Below are 18,419 nucleotides of genomic sequence, written 5' to 3'. Positions count from 1 at the left end.
GCCTCTTCGCGGGCAAGTCGGATCGCCGCACCGCTCGCTCCTACGGGAATGATGCGAAGCCTGTAGGAGCGAGGCTTGCCCGCGAAGCGATCTATCAGGCGACGATGTTCTAGAGCTGGCGCGGAAGCTGCATCCCATGGCCATTCGCCGGTTTTCCGTCACCGGCCTCTGGAGGGTAGGATGCGTAGCCTTGTTTTGCTGCTGGCCGTTTTGGCGCTTGGTGGCTGCATGAATGTCAGCGATATGGCTGAAGGAACTCGCTACCACATGAGCGATGCTGGGCTGCTGGATCACAGCGACAGTCGTCGGGTGAATAACCTGCGCATCCAGCCGGACTCGTTCATCTACATCGCCCAAGGTGCTTTCGCGCCGCCGGGCAGTGCCTATCCGCGACCGAACGTGGTCGCTGAAGAAGCCTTCAATGGCTTTATCGAATATTTTCCGATGGTCCGCCGCGCGCGCGCCCCCGAAGGCCTCGACCAAGCCATGGGTGAAGCCCGTGCCGCCGGTGCCCATTACTTGCTTTACACTCGATTCGCCAAGGCTGATGACCGTATCGGCAACTCGGACGAATGGCTCGATCAGGAATACGTGGATCGCCTCGGCATCGACAGCGGCGTGATTCAGATCATGTTGATCGAGACCAGCACCCAGTATTTGATTGATACTGCACGTATCAAGAGTCGTGGCGGTTTACTGACGTTCCACGATAACAAGCCACAAGACCTGATTGGCCCGCCGCTAAAGCAATACGCGCGCAGCCTGATCGGGCTCAGCGACCAGTAATTCAAGGAGAACGCCATGAGTGGCCCGCAAAAAGCCAACGATTTGTTGGGGCAAATCCCCAAAACCAAAGGCTTGCCGCCGGTCCACCTGTGGAACCCCGACTTCTGTGGCGACATCGACATGCGCATCGCCCGTGACGGCACCTGGTTCTACCTGGGGACGCCGATCGGACGCAAGCCGATGGTCAAGCTGTTCTCCACCATCATTCGTCGCGATGGCGATGATTACTTCCTGATCACCCCGGTCGAGAAGGTTGGCATCAAGGTCGACGACGCGCCGTTTGTGGCGATTGCCGTGGACGTGGAGGGCGAGGGTGAAGCTCAGCTCCTGCGCTTCACCACCAACGTCGACGAGACCACGGAAGCCGGCACTGAACACCCGATCCGCGTGGTGATCGATCCGGTCACGCAAGAACCTGCGCCGTACGTGCATGTGCGCACCAACCTCGAAGCTCTGATCCATCGCAACGTGTTCTACCAACTGGTGGAGCTGGCCGTGACCCGCGAAATCGACGGGCAACGCTGGCTTGGCGTGTGGAGCGGCGGCGAGTTCTTCCCCATCGGGCTTGAGCCGTGAGACCGCTGAGTTGCTCTGTTCCGGAAAGCGGCCCGCTATAAGCGGGCCGTTTTATTGAGGTTACAAACCTTTGCTCTTGAGCAGAGCAGCATGGTCAAGGTAGAGCTTGACCGGGTTCACATTCAAGCTGTCGACCCCTGCAATCTGATTGACTGCGTCAAAGTGGTCCATCGGGTAATCCGAACGAATCACTTTCCCCAGGTGAGAACTGTATTGACCGACCAACCCGTCGTTAGCGTTCTTCTCTTTATAAAATAACTTCGATAGCGCAATACAGTTCAGGTGGGACGGATCGAGAGGTTGCAGGCTTTGAAAGTTTTGGACGATGCCGCTCCAGGAGTAGTAATACACTCCGTTTTCAATTTCTTTGCCTTCCCCGCCCCAATGTTCCGGTACCCCTTGCGGGTACTTACGATTGAAAGCGGCCAATCCCGCACTGGTCAGGGATTCGAAAGCTGCTTGAGCGTCCTGAGGGTTTTCCGGATGGCCGCTGATCAACGAAATGAAGGTGCCGACTGCTTTGAACAGGGCAAGTACGAGCGCTTCGGGCAACTCTCCAGGCGTCAGCGCCTTATGCAATTGGTCGGCAATCTCGGAGCCATGATTGGGGCAGCTGACAGAAGTGACTGAAGCGACCTTTTCCGGATGTCGCGCCGCTACGTAGCGTGCGGCCAGTGGGCCTTGGCTGTGGCCGATCAGATTGACTTTGGCGGCTCCCGTTTTCTGCAAAATGCGGTTGACGTGTTCAAGCAGTTTTTCACCGCGCTCCTCGTTACCGTTGACGGCTGGAATGTTAACGGCAAACACCTTGGCACCCGCGCGTTCCAGCGCTTCCTTGATCCCGAAGAAGTAGGGGTAACCGGCGATTTTGTCGAAGCCGAAAAGACCGTGAACCAAAACAATCGGGTACTTCGTAGACGCATCCATGTTCATGCTTATACCTATCGATAGCGGACTCAAGTGGAACAGATGCTATTGACTGCTCGATCTGTCGCGGCTAACCGTAGGTCACAAAGTGAGATCCTTCAAATCGCTTGCCTGGATGCGGTCAGGCACAAAATCAAATTGACACCCAATCGTATGATGATTAGCTTGAACGCCCTTGCGAACGTCGCTGTGCCGTTCCTGCATCGAGGTGCCCATGTCCAGCAGTTTTCATGCGTCGACCGTCGATTGGCTGGGTTGCTGGATAGCCGCAGGCCAGGTCAAGCCCGGTGAAACCATCAAGGTTGAAGCCGACTTGGGTGAGCAGCTCGGCGTCAGTCGCACGGTCATCCGCGAAGCCATCAAAACCCTGGTCGCCAAAGGCATGCTCGAAGTCGGGCCGAAGGTCGGCACGCGGGTATTGCCGGTGCGACGCTGGAACCTTTTCGATCCGCAAGTCGTGGGCTGGCTGTCGCGCAGTGGCTTGCCGGAAAACTTCGTCGACGACTTGCTCGATCTGCGCCGCACCATCGAACCGATGGCGGTGCGCTGGGCGTGCGAGCGCGCTACGACCGAACAGGTTCAAGCGATCTTGCAGGCCTACAACGCATTGGAACGGGCGGTGGACAGCGGCATCGATTACAACCACGCCGACCAGATCTTCCACGAGTGCATTCTCGCCGCCAGCCACAACCAGTTCATCGAACAAATGGTCCCGGCCCTCGGCGCGCTGTTGGCGGTGTCTTTCGAAGTGTCCGCTGCCGACCCGGACGAACTGCGCCGCACGCTGCCGATCCACAAAGACATGGCCGACGCCATCGCCGCCCGTGATGCCGCGCGGGGTGTCTGGGCCTGCATGACCCTGATCGATAACGCTGACCTGGCGATCAAACGGTTTTACCCGAACGTCATGGCCGACAAAAAAGCCAGCTGACAATAAACAACCCTGTAGGAGCGAGCCTGTTCCGGGCGGCGTTCCGACGAAAGCGGTTTAGCATTCAGCGACTAAGTTGCCTGACACACCGCCATCGCGAGCAGGCTCACTCCCACAAAAAAAACAACAGCAGGAGGTTTCATGACGTGGAATGCGGTTACCGGACACCGTGCACAACTCGGTGAAGGCCCGTTCTGGGATGTGCCGACCCAGGCGCTGTACTGGGTGGACATCGCCGGCAAGCAAGCCCTGCGGCTGATCGGCGCCAACGTGCAGATCTGGGAAATGCCGGAACACGTGTCCGCGTTCATCCCCTGCGAAAGCGGCGATGCGCTGGTGACGTTAAGCAGCGGCGTGTACCGGCTGGACCTGGATTCACCAGGGCTTGAACCTAAATTGACCTTGCTCTGCGTCGCCGACCCGCAACCCGGTAATCGCGCCAATGAAGCCCGCTGCGATGCTCAGGGCCGGCTCTGGCTCGGCACCATGCAAAACAACATCGGCGAAAACGGCGAAGACCTGCCCATCGTGCGTCGTTCCGGTGGCCTGTTTCGCATCGATCGCGATGCCCGGGTCACGCCGCTGCTCCGTGGGTTGGGCATTCCGAACACGTTGTTGTGGAGCGAGGACGAGACCACGCTGTTTTTCGCCGACAGCATGGACAAAACGTTGTACCGCTGTTTCGTCCACACCGACGGCAACCTGGACACGGCTTACGTCTGGTTCGGTCCCCATGAGCGAGGCGGGCCGGATGGCTCGGCGATGGATGCCGAGGGTTTCATCTGGAACGCGCGCTGGGACGGCAGCTGTCTGATCAGGCTGACGCCGGACGGCCATGTCGACCGCGTGATCGAACTGCCGGTCAGTCGCCCCACCAGTTGCGTGTTCGGTGGCGAAGATTTGAAAACCCTGTACATCACCAGCGCCGCGAGCCCGCTCAACCATCCGCTGGACGGTGCACTGCTGTCGATTCGAGTCGATGTGCCGGGCAAACCCTGCACTCGCTTCGCTGGATAGATCCCAAAATATGGGATGTAAAATTATATATTGAGATTAGTTGCGGGTCGGGTTTATAGTCGGCCATCAGTTACACGCACTCACACTTAAAAAAACAAAACAGGTGAAGTGATGCAGCGATTTTCCAAACAGTTTTTTGACCGGACATCGACAGATGCCCGGTTTTTGTCTTGCCTGCAAAAGGGAGTCCTGATTCATGACTGAACGTCTCTCCCTGCCGCCAATGATCGAACCGCCGAAGGGCAAGCGCCTGAAAGACAAGGTCGTGCTGGTCACCGGCGCCGCTCAGGGCATCGGCGAGGCGATCGTCGCGGCCTTCGTCAATCAACAGGCCAAAATAATCATCAGCGACATCCAGGGCGACAAAGTTGAAAAAGTCGCGGCTCGGTGGCGTGATCAAGGCTTCAACGTTCATGCGATCACGGCTGACGTGTCTCGCCAGCAGGATCTGCACGCGATGGCTGAACTGGCCATCGAGCGACATGGCCGGATCGACGTGCTGGTCAACTGCGCCGGGGTCAACGTGTTCCGTGACCCACTGGAAATGACCGAAGAAGACTGGCATCGCTGCTTCGCCATCGACCTCGACGGCGCCTGGTATGGCTGCAAAGCCGTGCTGCCGCAAATGATCGAGCAGGGCATCGGCAGCATCATCAACATCGCCTCGACCCATTCCACGCACATCATTCCGGGTTGCTTCCCGTACCCGGTGGCCAAGCACGGCTTGCTCGGGCTGACCCGCGCGCTGGGCATCGAATACGCGCCAAAGGGCATTCGCGTGAATGCGATCGCGCCGGGCTACATCGAAACCCAATTGAACGTCGATTACTGGAACGGTTTTGCCGACCCCCACGCCGAACGTCAGCGGGCCTTCGACATGCATCCGCCGCGCCGAATCGGGCAGCCGATGGAAGTGGCAATGACCGCCGTATTCCTGGCCAGCGATGAAGCGCCGTTTATCAATGCCTCGTGCATCACCATCGATGGTGGTCGCTCGGTCATGTATCACGACTGAATAAAACGGGATTCAGACGCGGAATTCCGTCTGAAATCCAATCATCATACGATATGACTATTTTCGGTACCGGCTTTCAAAATAACGCTCAAAAAAAATAACAAGGAGTCAGCTTATGAATCGTCGTCGTGGGATCCGTTCCCTGTGCTGTGCCGCTTTGGCGGTTACTGCGGTCAGCCTGAGCAGCACGCTGCTGGCGGCCGAGGAAGTGAAAATCGGCTTCCTGGTCAAGCAGGCGGAAGAGCCCTGGTTCCAGACTGAATGGGCATTCGCCGAAAAGGCCGGAAAAGAGAAGGGCTTCACCGTCATCAAGATCGCCGTGTCGGACGGTGAGAAAACCCTCTCGGCCATCGACAGCCTCGCCGCCAACGGCGCCAAGGGCTTTGTGATCTGCCCGCCGGACGTCTCCCTCGGCCCGGCCATCATGGCCAAAGCCAAGCTCAACGGGTTGAAAGTCATCGCCGTCGATGACCGTTTCGTCGATGCCAATGGCAAGTTCATGGAAGACGTTCCGTACCTGGGCATGGCCGCGTTCGAAGTCGGCCAGAAACAAGGCAGCGCCATGGCCGCCGAAGCGAAAAAACGCGGCTGGGACTGGAAAGACACTTACGCGGTGATTAACACCTTCAATGAACTCGACACCGGCAAGAAGCGCACCGACGGTTCGGTCAAAGCCCTGGAAGACGCCGGGATGCCGAAAGACCACATCCTGTTCTCGGCCCTGAAAACCCTCGACGTGCCGGGTAGCATGGACGCCACCAACTCGGCCCTGGTGAAGCTGCCGGGCGCAGCGAAAAACCTGATCATCGGCGGCATGAACGACAACACCGTGCTGGGCGGCGTGCGCGCCACCGAAAGCGCCGGTTTTGTCGCGGCCAACGTGATCGGCATCGGCATCAATGGCACTGACGCCATCGGTGAACTGAAGAAAGCCAACAGCGGTTTCTTCGGTTCGATGCTGCCAAGCCCGCACATCGAGGGCTACAACACCGCCAGCATGATGTTCGAGTGGGTCACCACCGGCAAAGAACCACCGAAGTACACCGCGATGGACGACGTGACACTGATCACCCGCGAGAACTTCAAGCAGGAACTGGAAAAGATCGGCCTGTGGAACTGAGGGCTGGTTGATTTCATCGGCGGCCCTGGCGACGGGCTGCCTGATCTGTGTGATGAGGTGGTTTTATGCACGCGCAATTACAGACACATGAGCACAGCGTCGGCGGCAGCCTGCGTTTCAACGGGATCGGCAAAACCTTTCCCGGGGTGAAGGCGCTGGACAACATCAGCTTCGTCGCGCATCCGGGGCAGGTTCATGCCTTGATGGGCGAGAACGGCGCCGGTAAATCGACCCTGCTGAAAATCCTCGGCGGTGCCTACACGCCGAGCAGCGGCGACTTGCAAATCGGCGAGCAGACGATGGTCTTCAAGTCCACCGCTGACAGCATCGCCAGCCGGGTGGCGGTGATCCATCAAGAGCTGCACCTGGTCCCGGAAATGACCGTGGCGGAGAACCTGTTCCTCGGTCATCTGCCGGCCAGTTTCGGCCTGATCAATCGTGGTGCGTTGCGACAACAAGCGCTGGCCTGCCTCAAAGGCCTGGCCGATGAAATCGATCCGCAAGAGAAAGTAGGGCGCCTGTCCCTCGGTCAGCGACAACTTGTGGAGATTGCGAAGGCATTGTCCCGTGGCGCACATGTGATTGCGTTCGATGAGCCGACGAGCAGCCTGTCGGCTCGGGAGATCGATCGCTTGATGGCGATCATCGGGCGCCTGCGCGACGAAGGCAAAGTGGTGCTTTACGTGTCCCATCGCATGGAAGAAGTGTTCCGCATCTGCAATGCGGTGACGGTGTTCAAGGATGGCCGCTACGTGCGCACCTTCGAGGACATGAGCGAACTGACCCACGATCAATTGGTTACGTGCATGGTCGGTCGCGACATTCAGGACATCTACGATTACCGCAATCGCCAACGTGGCGCGGTGGCGCTCAAGGTTGACGGTTTGCTGGGGCCGGGGTTGCGTGAGCCGGTGAGTTTCGAGGTACACAAGGGCGAGATTCTCGGGCTGTTCGGTCTGGTCGGTGCGGGTCGTACCGAGTTGTTTCGGATGCTCAGCGGGCTGACGCGCAATACCGCCGGACGCCTGGAGCTACGTGGTCATGAGGTGAAGCTGCGTTCCCCCCGCGACGCCATCGCTGCCGGCATTCTGCTGTGCCCCGAAGACCGTAAGAAGGAGGGCATCATTCCGCTCGCCAGTGTCGCCGAGAACATCAACATCAGTGCGCGCGGCGCCCATTCCACTTTTGGTTGCCTGTTGCGCGGCCTGTGGGAGAAGGGCAACGCCGACAAGCAGATCAAGGCGCTGAAAGTGAAGACGCCCAACGCGGCGCAGAAAATCATGTACCTGTCCGGTGGCAATCAGCAGAAGGCCATTCTCGGCCGTTGGCTGTCGATGCCGATGAAAGTCCTGCTGCTGGACGAGCCCACTCGCGGCATCGATATCGGCGCCAAAGCCGAGATTTACCAGATCATCCACAACCTGGCCGCCAGCGGCATCGCGGTGATCGTGGTGTCCAGCGACCTGATGGAAGTGATGGGTATTTCCGACCGCATCCTGGTGCTCTGCGAAGGCGCGATGCGCGGCGAGTTGTCTCGCGCAGAGGCCAATGAATCCAACCTGCTGCAACTGGCTTTGCCGCGCCAACGCGCTGACGGCGTGGCGAACTGAGAGGTGACTATGACAATCCAAAACAACGCTTTGCCGACCCAGCGCAAACCTCTGGACCTGCGGCGCTTTCTCGATGACTGGGTGATGTTGCTGGCGGCCGTCGGGATCTTCGTACTCTGCACGCTGCTGATCGACAACTTCCTGTCGCCGCTGAACATGCGCGGACTGGGCCTGGCGATCTCGACGACCGGGATCGCGGCCTGCACCATGCTGTATTGCCTGGCGTCCGGGCATTTCGACTTGTCGGTGGGTTCGGTGATTGCCTGTGCCGGCGTGGTCGCGGCGGTGGTGATGCGCGACACCGACAGCGTGTTTCTCGGTGTGGTGGCGGCGCTGTTCATGGGACTGATCGTCGGCTTGATCAACGGCATCGTGATCGCCAAGCTGCGGGTCAATGCGTTGATTACCACGCTGGCGACCATGCAGATCGTTCGTGGTCTGGCTTACATCTTCGCCAACGGCAAAGCGGTAGGTGTGTCGCAAGAGCAGTTCTTCGTCTTCGGCAATGGCCAGTTGTTGGGTGTGCCGGTGCCGATTCTGATCACCATCGTCTGCTTCCTGTTTTTCGGTTGGCTGCTGAATTACACCACCTACGGGCGCAACACCATGGCCATCGGCGGTAACCAGGAAGCGGCGCTGCTGGCCGGGGTGAACGTTGACCGGACCAAGATCATCATCTTTGCCGTGCACGGGTTGATTGGGGCGTTGGCCGGGGTGATTCTGGCGTCGCGCATGACGTCCGGTCAGCCGATGATTGGCCAGGGTTTTGAGCTGACGGTGATTTCTGCCTGCGTGTTGGGCGGGGTGTCGCTGAGTGGCGGGATCGGCATGATCCGGCATGTGATTGCCGGGGTGCTGATTCTGGCCATTATCGAGAATGCGATGAACCTGAAGAACATCGATACGTTTTATCAGTATGTGATTCGCGGTTCGATCTTGTTGCTGGCGGTAGTGATTGACCGACTGAAACAGCGCTAACACATCGTAAATGTGGGAGCGGGCTTGCTCGCGAAAGCGGAGTGTCTGGTACGTAGATGCTGCATGTGCCGACGCCTTCGCGAGCAAGCCCGCTCCCACATTTGATCTGTGTTGTTTGCTCCTCCTCCCGTCACCTCCCTGAAATATTCCTTGCTCGAAATACCCCGTTTCGGTTATCACGTTGTACATGATTAGACAGGTACGATTTGACAAGAAACAACGGGTGGTCGACGAACTCATCCGGCGCATTGAAAGCGGCCTCATGGAGGACGGCTTTCTGTTGCCGGGCGAGCATCAGTTGGCTCAAGAATTCAAAGTCAGCCGCGGCACGCTGCGTGAGGCCTTGGCCGAGTTGAAACGACGCAACTACATCGCGACCCAAAGCGGCGTGGGCTCCATCGTTACCTTCGACGGTGTGGTGCTCGATCAACGCAGCGGCTGGGCGCAGGCGCTGGCCGACAGCGGGGCGCTGATCAATACCGAAGTGCTGCGACTCGAAGCGGTGACGCGTCCTGACCTGCTGCCGCGCTTCGGCACCGACCAGTTCATCACCCTCGACCGGCGCCGCCGTTCCACCGACGGCAAGCTGGTTTCCCTCGAACGCTCATTGATGCCCGCCACCGGGGGCCTGGAAAGCCTGCCGCGCGTCGGTCTGATCGACAACTCCCTGACCATCACCCTGGCCGCCTACGGCTACATCGGCGAACGCGGCGATCAATGGATCGGCGCAGAACCCTTGAGCGCCGAAGACGCCGAGTTACTCGGGCGCTCGGTCGGCACGGTGTTCCTCAAAGCCTTGCGCACCACGTACGACCGCCAGAACCGCTTCATGGAGCAGGTCGAAAGCTTGCTCGACCCGGTGCATTTTCGCCTGCACCTGCAATTTGGAGAATCAAAATGACCGCGCTCGACCGTGCGCTCGGCGCGTTCTACGGACTGGCCCTGGGCGATGCGCTGGGCATGCCGACTCAATCCCTGAGCCGCGCCGACATCAAGACGCGCTTCGGGGCGATCACCGATCTGCAGGACGCCGGCCCCGATCAACCGATTGCCGCCAACATGCCCAAGGGCTCGATCACCGACGACACCGAACAGGCAATTCTGGTCGGTCAGTTGTTGGTGGACGGTGAGGGCCGGATCGAACCGGCCGTGCTCGCTCAACGGCTGATCGAATGGGAAGCCGAAATGCAGGCCAAGGGCTCGCAAGACTTGCTCGGGCCTTCGACCAAACGCGCGATCGAGATGATCCTCGCCGGCCATTCGCCGGAAGAAGCGGGGCGCTACGGCTCCACCAATGGCGCGGCGATGCGCATCACGCCGGTGGGGATCGCGGCGGATGTCGCCAACCCTGAACGGTTCATCAGCGCCGTGGTGCAAGCCTGCCAGGTTACCCACAACACCACGCTGGGGATTTCCAGCGCGGCGGCGGTGGCGGCGGTGGTCTCGGCCGGCATCAACGGCATGGACATGGGCGAGGCGTTGAACCTCGGCCAGCAAATCGCCCAGCGAGCTGAAAGCCATGGCCACTGGGTGGCGGGCGGACGGATTGCCTCGCGCATCAGCTGGGCGCGGACCATCAGCGTCGACAGTGACAAGGCGTTGCTGGCGGATTTGCTGTACGACGTGATCGGCACGTCAGTGGCATCACAGGAATCGGTAGTGGTGTCGTTTGCCCTGGCGCAACAAGTCGCCGTCGGTGAAATGAATGCCTTCGAAGCGGTGTGCATGGCCGCGAGCCTGGGCGGTGACACCGACACCATCGCGGCGATACTCGGCGCGATGCTGGGGGCCTGTCTGGGGCTTGGGAGTTGGCCGGTGGCGATGATCGACCGGATTAAAGCGGTTAACTCGTTGGAGTTGGAACCGTTAGTAAAAGGACTGTTAGCTTTGCGCTGACTGGGCCGACGCCATCGCGAGCAGGCTCGCTCCCACAGGGATAGTGCAAGCCTCAGGTTCCACGTCGTACCTATGGGAGTGAGCCTGCTCGCGATGGCCGCGCCACAAATTTAACTTTTTCACCCGCAATGGATCGCACGGATTTGGCCAGGACAGCCGGGCTGTTGTTTTCGTCTTCCGTCATTGCCCACAACCACAACAAAGGCAACAGGAGCATTTTTCATGAGTTCATCGAACGCCGGGCAAAACGCCGGGCAACTGGAAACCCGCGGCATCGAACCGGTGCCGGAAGCGGAGTGCAACGGTCATCCGCTGCAACTGTTCTGGGTCTGGTTCGCGGCCAACATTTCCATCCTCGGCCTGCCGCTGGGTGCCACGCTGGTGGCGTTTCGCGGGTTGGCGATCTGGCAGGCAATCATCGTCGCGATCCTCGGCGCCGCGGGTTCCTTCGCGGTGGTCGGGATCATCTCCATCGCCGGTCGCCGTGGTCGGGCGCCAAGCCTGACACTGTCGCGAGCGATCTTCGGTGTGCGCGGCAACATCGGCCCGACCCTGGTCTCGCTGATGTCGCGGCTGGGCTGGGAAACCGTCAACACCACCACCGCCGCCTTCGTGCTGCTGTCGCTGTGCTCAATCCTGTTCGGTTCGCCGGTGGAAGCGAAAAGCGCGCCGGTGTTGACCCTGATCTTCATCGCGATTTTCGTGCTGCTGACCTTGTCGGTGTCCGGCCTCGGTCACGCCACATTGCTGGTGATCCAGAAGTGGGCGACTTACGTGTTCGGTGCGCTGAACATTCTGGTCGGCGGCTTCCTCTGCGCCACCATCGACTGGAACGCGGTGTTCAACGCCACGCCCGCGCCGCTGAGCGCGATGATTATCGGCGTCGGCACCATGGCCGCCGGCACCGGGATCGGCTGGGCCAACGCGGGTGCCGACATGTCGCGCTATCAGCACCGCAGCGTCAAAGCCGTGCGTCTGGTGGCATCGGCGGCATTCGGTGCGGGGATTCCGCTGGTGCTGCTGATCACCCTCGGCGGCTTGTTGTCGGTGGGCAACAACGAACTGGCGTCGGCCACTGACCCGATCATCGCGATCCGCGACATGCTGCCGACCTGGATGGCCGTGCCGTACCTGATCACCGCGTTCGGCGGGTTGCTGCTGTCGAACAACCTGTCGGTGTATTCCGCCGGTTTGACCACGCTGACCCTCGGCCTCAAGGTCAAGCGCGTCTATGCCGTGGTGGTCGACATCGTCGCGATCTTCGCCGGTTCGATTTATTTCATGCTGATCGCCGACAGTTTCTACGGCCCGTTCATTACCTTCATTTCGCTGCTGGCGGTGCCGATCACGGCGTGGGTCGGGATCTTCGTCGTTGACCTGATTCATCGTCATTACTACAGCCCCAAAGACTTGCTGGATGTCAGTCCGAGCAGCGCCTACTGGTACAACGGCGGTATCGAGTGGCGTGCGTTTGGTGCGTGGGCGCTGGCGATCGTGCTGGGCTTCAGCTTCACCACCATTGGCACCACCGAACAAAACGTCTGGTTCCGCGGTTTCCTGTCTGATTCTTGGCTGGGTCACAACGGCCTCGGCTGGATCGTGACGTTCCTGGTGGCCGGCGGGATCTATTGGGTACTCGGTGGGGCCAAGGATCGTCGCGCCGCAATCACCGAGAACGCTCATGCTTAGGTGCCCAGTCTCACAAGTACTGTTCCTTTTTGACGGTGTTTGTTGTCGCCATGCTGCGTTGCCGCTCCTCGCCATAGCGAGCTATGACTCGTCGCGGCGCCTTGCCTGACGGCAACAACCACTCGCCAAAAGAGGAACGTATTTGTGAGACAGGGCACCAGGTTGCTGCACACCGGCCAGGTCATTATCGACCTGGTCATGGCCGTGGATAAATTGCCTCAACCGGGCGGCGACGTGCTGGCGCAGTCCGCCCGTTTCGAAGCCGGCGGCGGTTTTAACGTGATGGCCGCCGCTGCGCGTAACGGGCTGCCGGTAGTCTATCTCGGCCGTCACGGCACCGGTCGTTTCGGCGACCTGGCCCGTGAGGCGATGAAGGCTGAAGGCATTCGGATCGGCATCGCACACAAGGCCGAACGGGATACCGGGTTGTGCGTTGCGGTAACCGATGCGTCGGCCGAGCGCAGTTTCATTTCCTACATCGGCGCCGAGGGCGAATTGACGGCCGAGGACCTGGCGAGCGTGCCAGCCGAGGCGGGCGACTACGTTTACGTCAGCGGCTACAGCCTGCTGCACGCCGGCAAGGCCCAGGCGCTGGTGGAGTGGGTGCTGGGTTTGCCGAAAGCGGTCAACGTGGTGTTCGATCCGGGACCGTTGGTGGATTCGCCGGATCAGCCACTGATGCAGGCGTTGCTGCCGCGCATTCATCTGTGGACCAGCAACAGCGTTGAGGCGCTACGATTTACCGGGGCGTCGGACATTGCCGAGGCGCTGGACCGGCTGACCGATCATCTGCCGACCGAAGTGTTGATGGTGGTGCGCGATGGCCCGCAAGGGTGCTGGATCAGCCAGCGCGGCGACCGACAGCATGTGCCCGGTTTCAAGGTTGAAGCGGTGGATAGCAATGGTGCCGGCGATGCGCATGCCGGAGTGTTTCTGGCCGGGTTGGCGCAGGGGTTGTCGGCGGGTGAGGCGGCGCGGCGGGCGAATGCGGCTGCGGCGCTGGCGGTCACTCGGTGGGGGCCGGCGACTTCGCCTGGGACTGTTGAGGTGGATGAGTTGATCCGCAAAAACTTTGGCGGCTGACCTGACGTCTTCGCGGGCAAGCCTCGCTCCTACAGGGGTTTGCGAACGACACAAATCCCCTGTAGGAGCGAGGCTTGCCCGCGAAGGGGCCAGAAAATTCACTGAAGAACCTGAAGGGATTTCTCCTGCTGTTTGTAGAAACGGTCAATCGGTCGCAGCCGCGCACGACTGCGACCTGATTCATTTTGTCAAACGTCCAGCTTGCGCGCCGCCTCGACCCCAGCCGCACTGAGTTTGATCGGCAGTTGCAGCGAGTGTTCGCCGGCCTCGTTACAGGTCACATGCTCGTGCTGAATCAGCCCGCGATCCTGCAGCGTGGCGAGGGTGCTGGCCACGACTTTCTCCCCCCGGTAATTGTCCAGGACCTCTTTGCCCAAGCCATTTGGATGAGCGTGGAGCAGACGGGTCAGGACTTCTTTCTCAAGGTTTTTATCGACGTTCATGGTTACCTCTTCATGGATGTGGATAGGTGCAACTCGCGTGGGCGAACTATTGGCTGGCACCGCCTTCGGAACCCGAGCCACCGGTGGTGGTTTTCGAGCCCATGCCGGCGCCGGCGTTATCGGGTGTCTGGGTGTCCGGCAGGTTCATTCCACCTTGACGGCCCGCGTCGTTGCCCTGAGTCCGTGGGTCGGTGCCCGTGGACGCAGGCACGCTGCTGTCAACGCCCGTACCAATGGTGTTCATGCCGGGCGAGCCTTGGGTGGTCGGGGATTTTGGACCTTCGACCGGGTTGGTCGGGCCGGTACCGGTGGTGGAGGTCGCCGCGAAAGCGGCAGAGGACAGCAGCGTGGCGAGAGCGAGGGCAGTCAAGCGGGACGTGATCATGGTGTCGTCTCCATTCAATTAGAGTCCTTACCTGATGTTGGTCCGCCCCCGATTTGGATTGGTGCCTGATGAACGACGAACGGTCTAGGCCTGTTGCAACGATCTGGCGTCGACGACCCGACGCCAGATCAAGCGGCCCACGGTAATCAGCCAGTTCAACAGCGCTACGGCGAGAACGGTGAGCAGAAGTGTCGTCATCCCGTGTTCGACGATGATCTTCCCGGCCAACAACGGAAAACCGAACACGCCGATGAAGTACGACAAGCTGAACAGCAACAACGATTGCGAGGTAGTGCCGTGCGGCGCTTCGTTCGCCGCCAGTCCATTGATCACCGAATACGTCAGCCCGTAACCGACCCCGAGCATCATCGCCGCCAGCACGTAGCTGAACCCGTTGTCGACCACGAAACCGAACAGCACAATCGAGCCCATCATCAGCGCCGACAGCAGGCAGGATGCGCGGAACGGATCGCGCTTGACCACGAAGCCGGCAATCAACATTCGGCTGCTGATCGCCGCGCCCATGAAGCCGAAAAAGAACAGTGAGTAGTCCAGTGAGCGAGACGCCGCGTAACTGGTTTGAAAGCTCGACAGGCCGCCGAATACGCACCCGCCGAGGCCGACCATGACGATCGGGAACAGCGCTTTGGACGACAGCACCTGAGCGGTGGCGCGCCAGGAAATGCGCGCGACTGTGGTGGTGGGCGAGGGCGCTTTTTTCAGCTGCGAATCCAGCCGCCAAAACAGCAACACGCCGATCAGACTGGCCAGCGCCGCGAGGTAAAACGCGGTGGTCACCGGATAGCCCAGCGCACTGGCCGCGCGGCCCAACAATGGCCCGGTGCCGATCCCGGTCATCATGCTGCCGGACAGCAGCGCGAAGTACTTGGCGCGTTGCGCGGGCGTTACCAGACTCGCGACGATAATCGGCCCCAAGGTGTAAAACACCCCCCAACCCAGGCCCAGCAGCAGTCCGAAAAACAGCAACAGATTGCCGAATCCCGGCGTCAGTGCGAAGCCCAGGCTGGCCGCCACCAACAGTAGACCAAACAGTGCAATCGAACGCGCCGCGCCGAGCAGATCGGACAGGTGTCCGGAGACAATCACCGCCGCAAACGTACTGAGCATCGCCGCTGAAATCACGCTGCCGGCATCGTGTTCGTTGCCGCCCCGTGAACCGATCAGCAGCGACAACAAAAACGTTGAGCCGTAGGACAGCGACAGCAAATAACTGGCGAGGCAAAACAGGCCGAACAACCTGCTTGAGACGTGGGGCGTTGCGGTAGACATGACGCGGTTCCTTGACCCGAAAAAGTCGCTATCCGTCTATCTACCATGCGAGTCGTCAACGTTAGGTCCGAGGTTATCGATGCCAGGGTTACCGCCGGCCGGAGTAATGGGGTCAGCTGATGCCGATTTCTTCCTTGAACAGCTCCATGAAACCCTTCAAACGCTCATGCCTGATCCGCGCCAGTCGTTGGCCGGTTGGCGTCTGGAAACCGTCCGCCAGGTGCAGCAGCTTGGTCTGAAAGTGATCAAGGCAAAAGCGCTTGTCATCATAGTCCCGCGCTTTCGCTTCCGGGTCTTGCGGGTCGTACAGCGCGCTGCCCATGCGTCCTGCGATGTAGAAAGTCCGCGCTACGCCGAGCATGCCGAGAGAGTCGAGACGGTCGGCGTCCTGCATGATCTTAGCTTCGAGCGAGGTCGGGGTGATGTTGGCGGAAAAACTGTGGGCTTCAGTGGCGTGGGCGACCGCACTGATTTTTGCGCTTGGCCAATCCAAGTCAGCCAACACGGCAGACGCCTTCTCGGCGGCCAGTCTTGACGCTTGCGAGCGCAACGGCGAATTCTTCTCCACCGCCACGCAATCATGCAAAAGCACCGCCGCCAGCAACACTTCAAGATCGCCGCCTTCTACAGCATGAAGTGTGCGCACGTTGTGCCAGACGCGCTGCAAATGCGACAGATCGTGGGCGCCATCTTCCGAGGGTTCCAGTGCGTGGGGCAGCAGCTCCGCAGCGAGAGTTTGCAGCGGCGCAAAAGCATCAGTAGGCATAAACTTCCTGTTAAGTGAAAAACGTACTTGTCAGCGACACAACCCTGTAGCAGCTGGCGAACTGTGGTGAGGGGATTTAGCGAAACGTCGCACCGCCCCGTTCGGCTGCGCAGCAGTCGTCAATCCTGTACACGCGTGTTGCAAACAAACTGCTGGGGCCGCTTCGCAGCCCAACGGGGCGGTGCGACGTTTCGCTAAATCCCCTCACCACAGTTCGCCCGCTGCTACACATGCTCCATGGATCAGCTTTGAATTTCCAGTGTGACGAGCGCCACGCGCCGACTTAGTATGGCGTTTTCAACTTTCGACAAAGGCCCGTCCATGACGATCGACATCCGCCCGGCGACCCCCAGCGATGCGCCGCAAATCCTCGGGTTCATCACCGAACTGGCCGACTACGAACGTGCCCGTCACGAAGTCATCGCTAGCGTCGCCGACATCGAACGCAGCCTGTTCAGCGAAGGCGCCACCGCCCACGGCCTGATCTGCCTGCGCGACGGCTTGCCGATCGGCTTCGCGGTGTTCTTCTTCAGCTATTCCACCTGGCTCGGCAGCAACTGCCTTTACCTCGAAGACCTCTACATCACCCCCGAACAGCGCGGCGGCGGCGCAGGTAAAACGTTGCTGCGCCACCTGGCGAAAATCGCCTGCGCCAATGACTGCGGACGCTTCGAGTGGAGCGTGCTGGACTGGAACAAACCGGCGATCGAGTTTTATAAATCCTTGGGTGCGCAGCCCCAGGAAGAGTGGGTTCGCTATCGGATGGATGGGGCGGTGTTGCGGGAGTTTGCTGAGGGACGGTGATCACTGATGGCTATGGGCTGCTGAATCAGTTGTCGCCACCGCTCTAGTCCGGCACCCTGTGCGCCCTTTGCGCGCTCACGGACGAGATTTGCAATGCTGCCTGGCTTCTGCTTTTTCCTGCGATTTTTTGCCTTGATGATGTTATGTGCAATGTGTTCATCGTGCCTGCATCTCGATGTGCCGCCGGCACGAATCGAATTTGTATCGATCAACCACGATGGCCATTTGTTCTATGACCTGCGGTTCACCTCAGACAGGGACCTGATTCATTTATATGAAGTACACGGTCGGAGCGGACAAATAGGCACCAGTCTGCATTGTTCGCTCAACGGTGATCTCGACTTCTCCGTGGAGCACCACATTGCGCTGGAGGGTTATGGCCGCATAGTCGGTATGCGGTTAATCGAGGGTGATCGCCGTTATGAAATATTGGCCAGCATGCGATTTGAGGACAATGAGGACCGCACCGGTTTAGGGGATATTGTTCCTGCACAGTTGGTCCGGCTCCTGGAACCGCAAGAGTACATGCCCTGCAAAGTCGTCATTACTGCGTTTCCATTCACGGCTTACTATTCGAAAGTGATGTATATCCCGACGTCCAGGATTATTGCGCAAGTGCACAATCCTCGGATTGCGCCTCGACGCGTCTCACTGAAATCCGCCTATCGTCCATTAGCGTGGCTGCAATTCGAGCCGGTTTGCATAGTTCGATGGCGTCAGGAATTGTCACCAGGCTACGACCAGATCGACGACGTCGGTTTATGTCGTGATTTGCCCTACGCTGGCCTGTTGGCTTCATTCGCCCCCTACAACATGAAACTCGGTCTTGTGACACGGTCGGACCAAACACCCCTGCCGTTGACGGAGTACACCCTTATACGAGGCGATGGTCGTCGCGAACCCGGTATCTCTGCCAAAAATGGTGATACCCACCGCGCGGGCTCACTGGAGTGCGAGACGCTGGGGATTGAAGTCGGGGAGGGGGGCGGTGCCAGAGAGCGGTGGACGCCGCAAGTTGATACGTCCCAATATGTGGGAGATCAAATTACATATTGAGATACTTCCTGTAAAAGGTCTATAGTCCAGCTCACTCACTGCCAATA

Annotated in this window: 19 protein-coding genes; 14 read left to right on the top strand and 5 right to left on the bottom strand. The window is 59.7% G+C overall.

Annotated features, from left to right (window positions below; translation table 11 throughout):
* Nucleotides 1-180 precede the first annotated feature (180 nt).
* Both ACYZTM_RS06825 and ACYZTM_RS06820 read left to right on the top strand, forming a co-directional pair.
* Nucleotides 181-786, top strand: a complete 606-nt coding sequence (locus ACYZTM_RS06825; protein ID WP_461987788.1) for a DUF4823 domain-containing protein — start codon at nt 181-183, stop codon at nt 784-786.
* A gap of 15 nt (nt 787-801) precedes the next feature.
* Complete coding sequence (locus ACYZTM_RS06820) at nt 802-1,362, top strand: DUF1285 domain-containing protein (RefSeq protein WP_461987786.1); 561 nt, start codon at nt 802-804, stop codon at nt 1,360-1,362.
* A 60-nt stretch (nt 1,363-1,422) separates the two neighbouring features.
* Here the strand turns inward: ACYZTM_RS06820 and ACYZTM_RS06815 are convergent, their stop codons facing one another.
* The gene (locus tag ACYZTM_RS06815) at nt 1,423-2,295 is read right to left on the bottom strand and encodes an esterase/lipase family protein (protein ID WP_461987784.1); all 873 of its coding nucleotides are present in this window, start codon (nt 2,293-2,295) and stop codon (nt 1,423-1,425) included.
* A gap of 208 nt (nt 2,296-2,503) precedes the next feature.
* On the opposite strand from ACYZTM_RS06815, the gene ACYZTM_RS06810 reads away from it, so the two are divergent.
* The 10 genes from ACYZTM_RS06810 to ACYZTM_RS06765 all read left to right on the top strand — a co-directional run bounded on the left by ACYZTM_RS06810 (nt 2,504) and on the right by ACYZTM_RS06765 (nt 13,628).
* Complete coding sequence (locus tag ACYZTM_RS06810) at nt 2,504-3,220, top strand: FadR/GntR family transcriptional regulator (RefSeq protein WP_461987782.1); 717 nt, start codon at nt 2,504-2,506, stop codon at nt 3,218-3,220.
* 141 nt (nt 3,221-3,361) lie between these two features.
* A complete protein-coding gene (locus ACYZTM_RS06805; RefSeq protein WP_131062714.1) occupies nt 3,362-4,237 on the top strand; it encodes an SMP-30/gluconolactonase/LRE family protein in 876 nt (291 codons plus the stop codon).
* Nucleotides 4,238-4,433: 196 nt separating this feature from the next.
* Nucleotides 4,434-5,252, top strand: coding sequence for an SDR family oxidoreductase (locus ACYZTM_RS06800; RefSeq protein WP_131062713.1), 819 nt, complete (start codon nt 4,434-4,436; stop codon nt 5,250-5,252).
* Nucleotides 5,253-5,367: 115 nt separating this feature from the next.
* A complete protein-coding gene (locus ACYZTM_RS06795) occupies nt 5,368-6,372 on the top strand; it encodes a substrate-binding domain-containing protein (protein WP_461987780.1) in 1,005 nt (334 codons plus the stop codon).
* 65 nt (nt 6,373-6,437) lie between these two features.
* Complete coding sequence (gene araG, locus ACYZTM_RS06790) at nt 6,438-7,982, top strand: L-arabinose ABC transporter ATP-binding protein AraG (RefSeq protein WP_131062711.1); 1,545 nt, start codon at nt 6,438-6,440, stop codon at nt 7,980-7,982.
* 9 nt (nt 7,983-7,991) lie between these two features.
* Nucleotides 7,992-8,960, top strand: a complete 969-nt coding sequence (gene araH, locus ACYZTM_RS06785; protein WP_033056977.1) for an L-arabinose ABC transporter permease AraH — start codon at nt 7,992-7,994, stop codon at nt 8,958-8,960.
* Between the two features lie 187 nt (nt 8,961-9,147).
* Nucleotides 9,148-9,861, top strand: a complete 714-nt coding sequence (locus tag ACYZTM_RS06780) for a GntR family transcriptional regulator (protein ID WP_461987778.1) — start codon at nt 9,148-9,150, stop codon at nt 9,859-9,861.
* Nucleotides 9,858-10,856 carry an ADP-ribosylglycohydrolase family protein gene (locus ACYZTM_RS06775; RefSeq protein WP_131062708.1) on the top strand — a complete coding sequence of 333 codons (999 nt, stop codon included), beginning with the start codon at nt 9,858-9,860 and terminating at the stop codon, nt 10,854-10,856. Before ACYZTM_RS06780 ends, ACYZTM_RS06775 begins: the two co-directional genes overlap by 4 nt.
* A gap of 222 nt (nt 10,857-11,078) precedes the next feature.
* Nucleotides 11,079-12,545: a purine-cytosine permease family protein gene (locus ACYZTM_RS06770; protein ID WP_131061320.1), complete on the top strand. Its 1,467-nt coding sequence runs from the start codon at nt 11,079-11,081 to the stop codon at nt 12,543-12,545.
* A gap of 144 nt (nt 12,546-12,689) precedes the next feature.
* Entirely contained in the window at nt 12,690-13,628 is a 939-nt protein-coding gene (locus tag ACYZTM_RS06765) for a PfkB family carbohydrate kinase (protein ID WP_461987776.1), read from the top strand.
* Nucleotides 13,629-13,816: 188 nt separating this feature from the next.
* On the opposite strand, the gene ACYZTM_RS06760 is transcribed toward ACYZTM_RS06765, so the two are convergent.
* The 4 genes from ACYZTM_RS06760 to ACYZTM_RS06745 form a co-directional block, all read right to left on the bottom strand.
* Nucleotides 13,817-14,071, bottom strand: coding sequence for a hypothetical protein (locus ACYZTM_RS06760; RefSeq protein WP_461987774.1), 255 nt, complete (start codon nt 14,069-14,071; stop codon nt 13,817-13,819).
* A gap of 46 nt (nt 14,072-14,117) precedes the next feature.
* Nucleotides 14,118-14,456 (bottom strand): hypothetical protein, encoded by a 339-nt coding sequence (locus tag ACYZTM_RS06755; protein WP_461987772.1) that lies wholly within the window; start codon nt 14,454-14,456, stop codon nt 14,118-14,120.
* A gap of 84 nt (nt 14,457-14,540) precedes the next feature.
* Nucleotides 14,541-15,746: an MFS transporter gene (locus ACYZTM_RS06750; protein WP_131061323.1), complete on the bottom strand. Its 1,206-nt coding sequence runs from the start codon at nt 15,744-15,746 to the stop codon at nt 14,541-14,543.
* Nucleotides 15,747-15,858: 112 nt separating this feature from the next.
* Nucleotides 15,859-16,512 carry an HD domain-containing protein gene (locus ACYZTM_RS06745; protein WP_131061324.1) on the bottom strand — a complete coding sequence of 218 codons (654 nt, stop codon included), beginning with the start codon at nt 16,510-16,512 and terminating at the stop codon, nt 15,859-15,861.
* 321 nt (nt 16,513-16,833) lie between these two features.
* Here ACYZTM_RS06745 and ACYZTM_RS06740 point away from each other — a divergent pair, with 321 nt between their 5' ends.
* Both ACYZTM_RS06740 and ACYZTM_RS06735 read left to right on the top strand, forming a co-directional pair.
* Nucleotides 16,834-17,316, top strand: a complete 483-nt coding sequence (locus ACYZTM_RS06740; protein WP_461987769.1) for a GNAT family N-acetyltransferase — start codon at nt 16,834-16,836, stop codon at nt 17,314-17,316.
* A 93-nt stretch (nt 17,317-17,409) separates the two neighbouring features.
* Nucleotides 17,410-18,372, top strand: a complete 963-nt coding sequence (locus ACYZTM_RS06735; protein ID WP_461987767.1) for a hypothetical protein — start codon at nt 17,410-17,412, stop codon at nt 18,370-18,372.
* Nucleotides 18,373-18,419: the final 47 nt, after the last annotated feature.

The organism is Pseudomonas sp. MDT2-39-1, assembly GCF_054898085.1.
The sequence above is the reverse complement of the archived record's forward strand: the minus strand, read 5'-3'. Positions and strand labels throughout refer to the sequence as shown.

Bases quoted from the DNA above. Each gene is read 5' to 3' on its own strand.
- ACYZTM_RS06825 (WP_461987788.1), top strand. From the start codon at position 181: ATGCGTAGCCTTGTTTTGCTGCTGGCCGTTTTGGCGCTTGGTGGCTGC.
- ACYZTM_RS06820 (WP_461987786.1), top strand. From the start codon at position 802: ATGAGTGGCCCGCAAAAAGCCAACGATTTGTTGGGGCAAATCCCCAAA.
- ACYZTM_RS06815 (WP_461987784.1), bottom strand. From the start codon at position 2,295: ATGAACATGGATGCGTCTACGAAGTACCCGATTGTTTTGGTTCACGGT.
- ACYZTM_RS06810 (WP_461987782.1), top strand. From the start codon at position 2,504: ATGTCCAGCAGTTTTCATGCGTCGACCGTCGATTGGCTGGGTTGCTGG.
- ACYZTM_RS06805 (WP_131062714.1), top strand. From the start codon at position 3,362: ATGACGTGGAATGCGGTTACCGGACACCGTGCACAACTCGGTGAAGGC.
- ACYZTM_RS06800 (WP_131062713.1), top strand. From the start codon at position 4,434: ATGACTGAACGTCTCTCCCTGCCGCCAATGATCGAACCGCCGAAGGGC.
- ACYZTM_RS06795 (WP_461987780.1), top strand. From the start codon at position 5,368: ATGAATCGTCGTCGTGGGATCCGTTCCCTGTGCTGTGCCGCTTTGGCG.
- araG (WP_131062711.1), top strand. From the start codon at position 6,438: ATGCACGCGCAATTACAGACACATGAGCACAGCGTCGGCGGCAGCCTG.
- araH (WP_033056977.1), top strand. From the start codon at position 7,992: ATGACAATCCAAAACAACGCTTTGCCGACCCAGCGCAAACCTCTGGAC.
- ACYZTM_RS06780 (WP_461987778.1), top strand. From the start codon at position 9,148: ATGATTAGACAGGTACGATTTGACAAGAAACAACGGGTGGTCGACGAA.
- ACYZTM_RS06775 (WP_131062708.1), top strand. From the start codon at position 9,858: ATGACCGCGCTCGACCGTGCGCTCGGCGCGTTCTACGGACTGGCCCTG.
- ACYZTM_RS06770 (WP_131061320.1), top strand. From the start codon at position 11,079: ATGAGTTCATCGAACGCCGGGCAAAACGCCGGGCAACTGGAAACCCGC.
- ACYZTM_RS06760 (WP_461987774.1), bottom strand. From the start codon at position 14,071: ATGAACGTCGATAAAAACCTTGAGAAAGAAGTCCTGACCCGTCTGCTC.
- ACYZTM_RS06755 (WP_461987772.1), bottom strand. From the start codon at position 14,456: ATGATCACGTCCCGCTTGACTGCCCTCGCTCTCGCCACGCTGCTGTCC.
- ACYZTM_RS06750 (WP_131061323.1), bottom strand. From the start codon at position 15,746: ATGTCTACCGCAACGCCCCACGTCTCAAGCAGGTTGTTCGGCCTGTTT.
- ACYZTM_RS06745 (WP_131061324.1), bottom strand. From the start codon at position 16,512: ATGCCTACTGATGCTTTTGCGCCGCTGCAAACTCTCGCTGCGGAGCTG.
- ACYZTM_RS06740 (WP_461987769.1), top strand. From the start codon at position 16,834: ATGACGATCGACATCCGCCCGGCGACCCCCAGCGATGCGCCGCAAATC.
- ACYZTM_RS06735 (WP_461987767.1), top strand. From the start codon at position 17,410: ATGCTGCCTGGCTTCTGCTTTTTCCTGCGATTTTTTGCCTTGATGATG.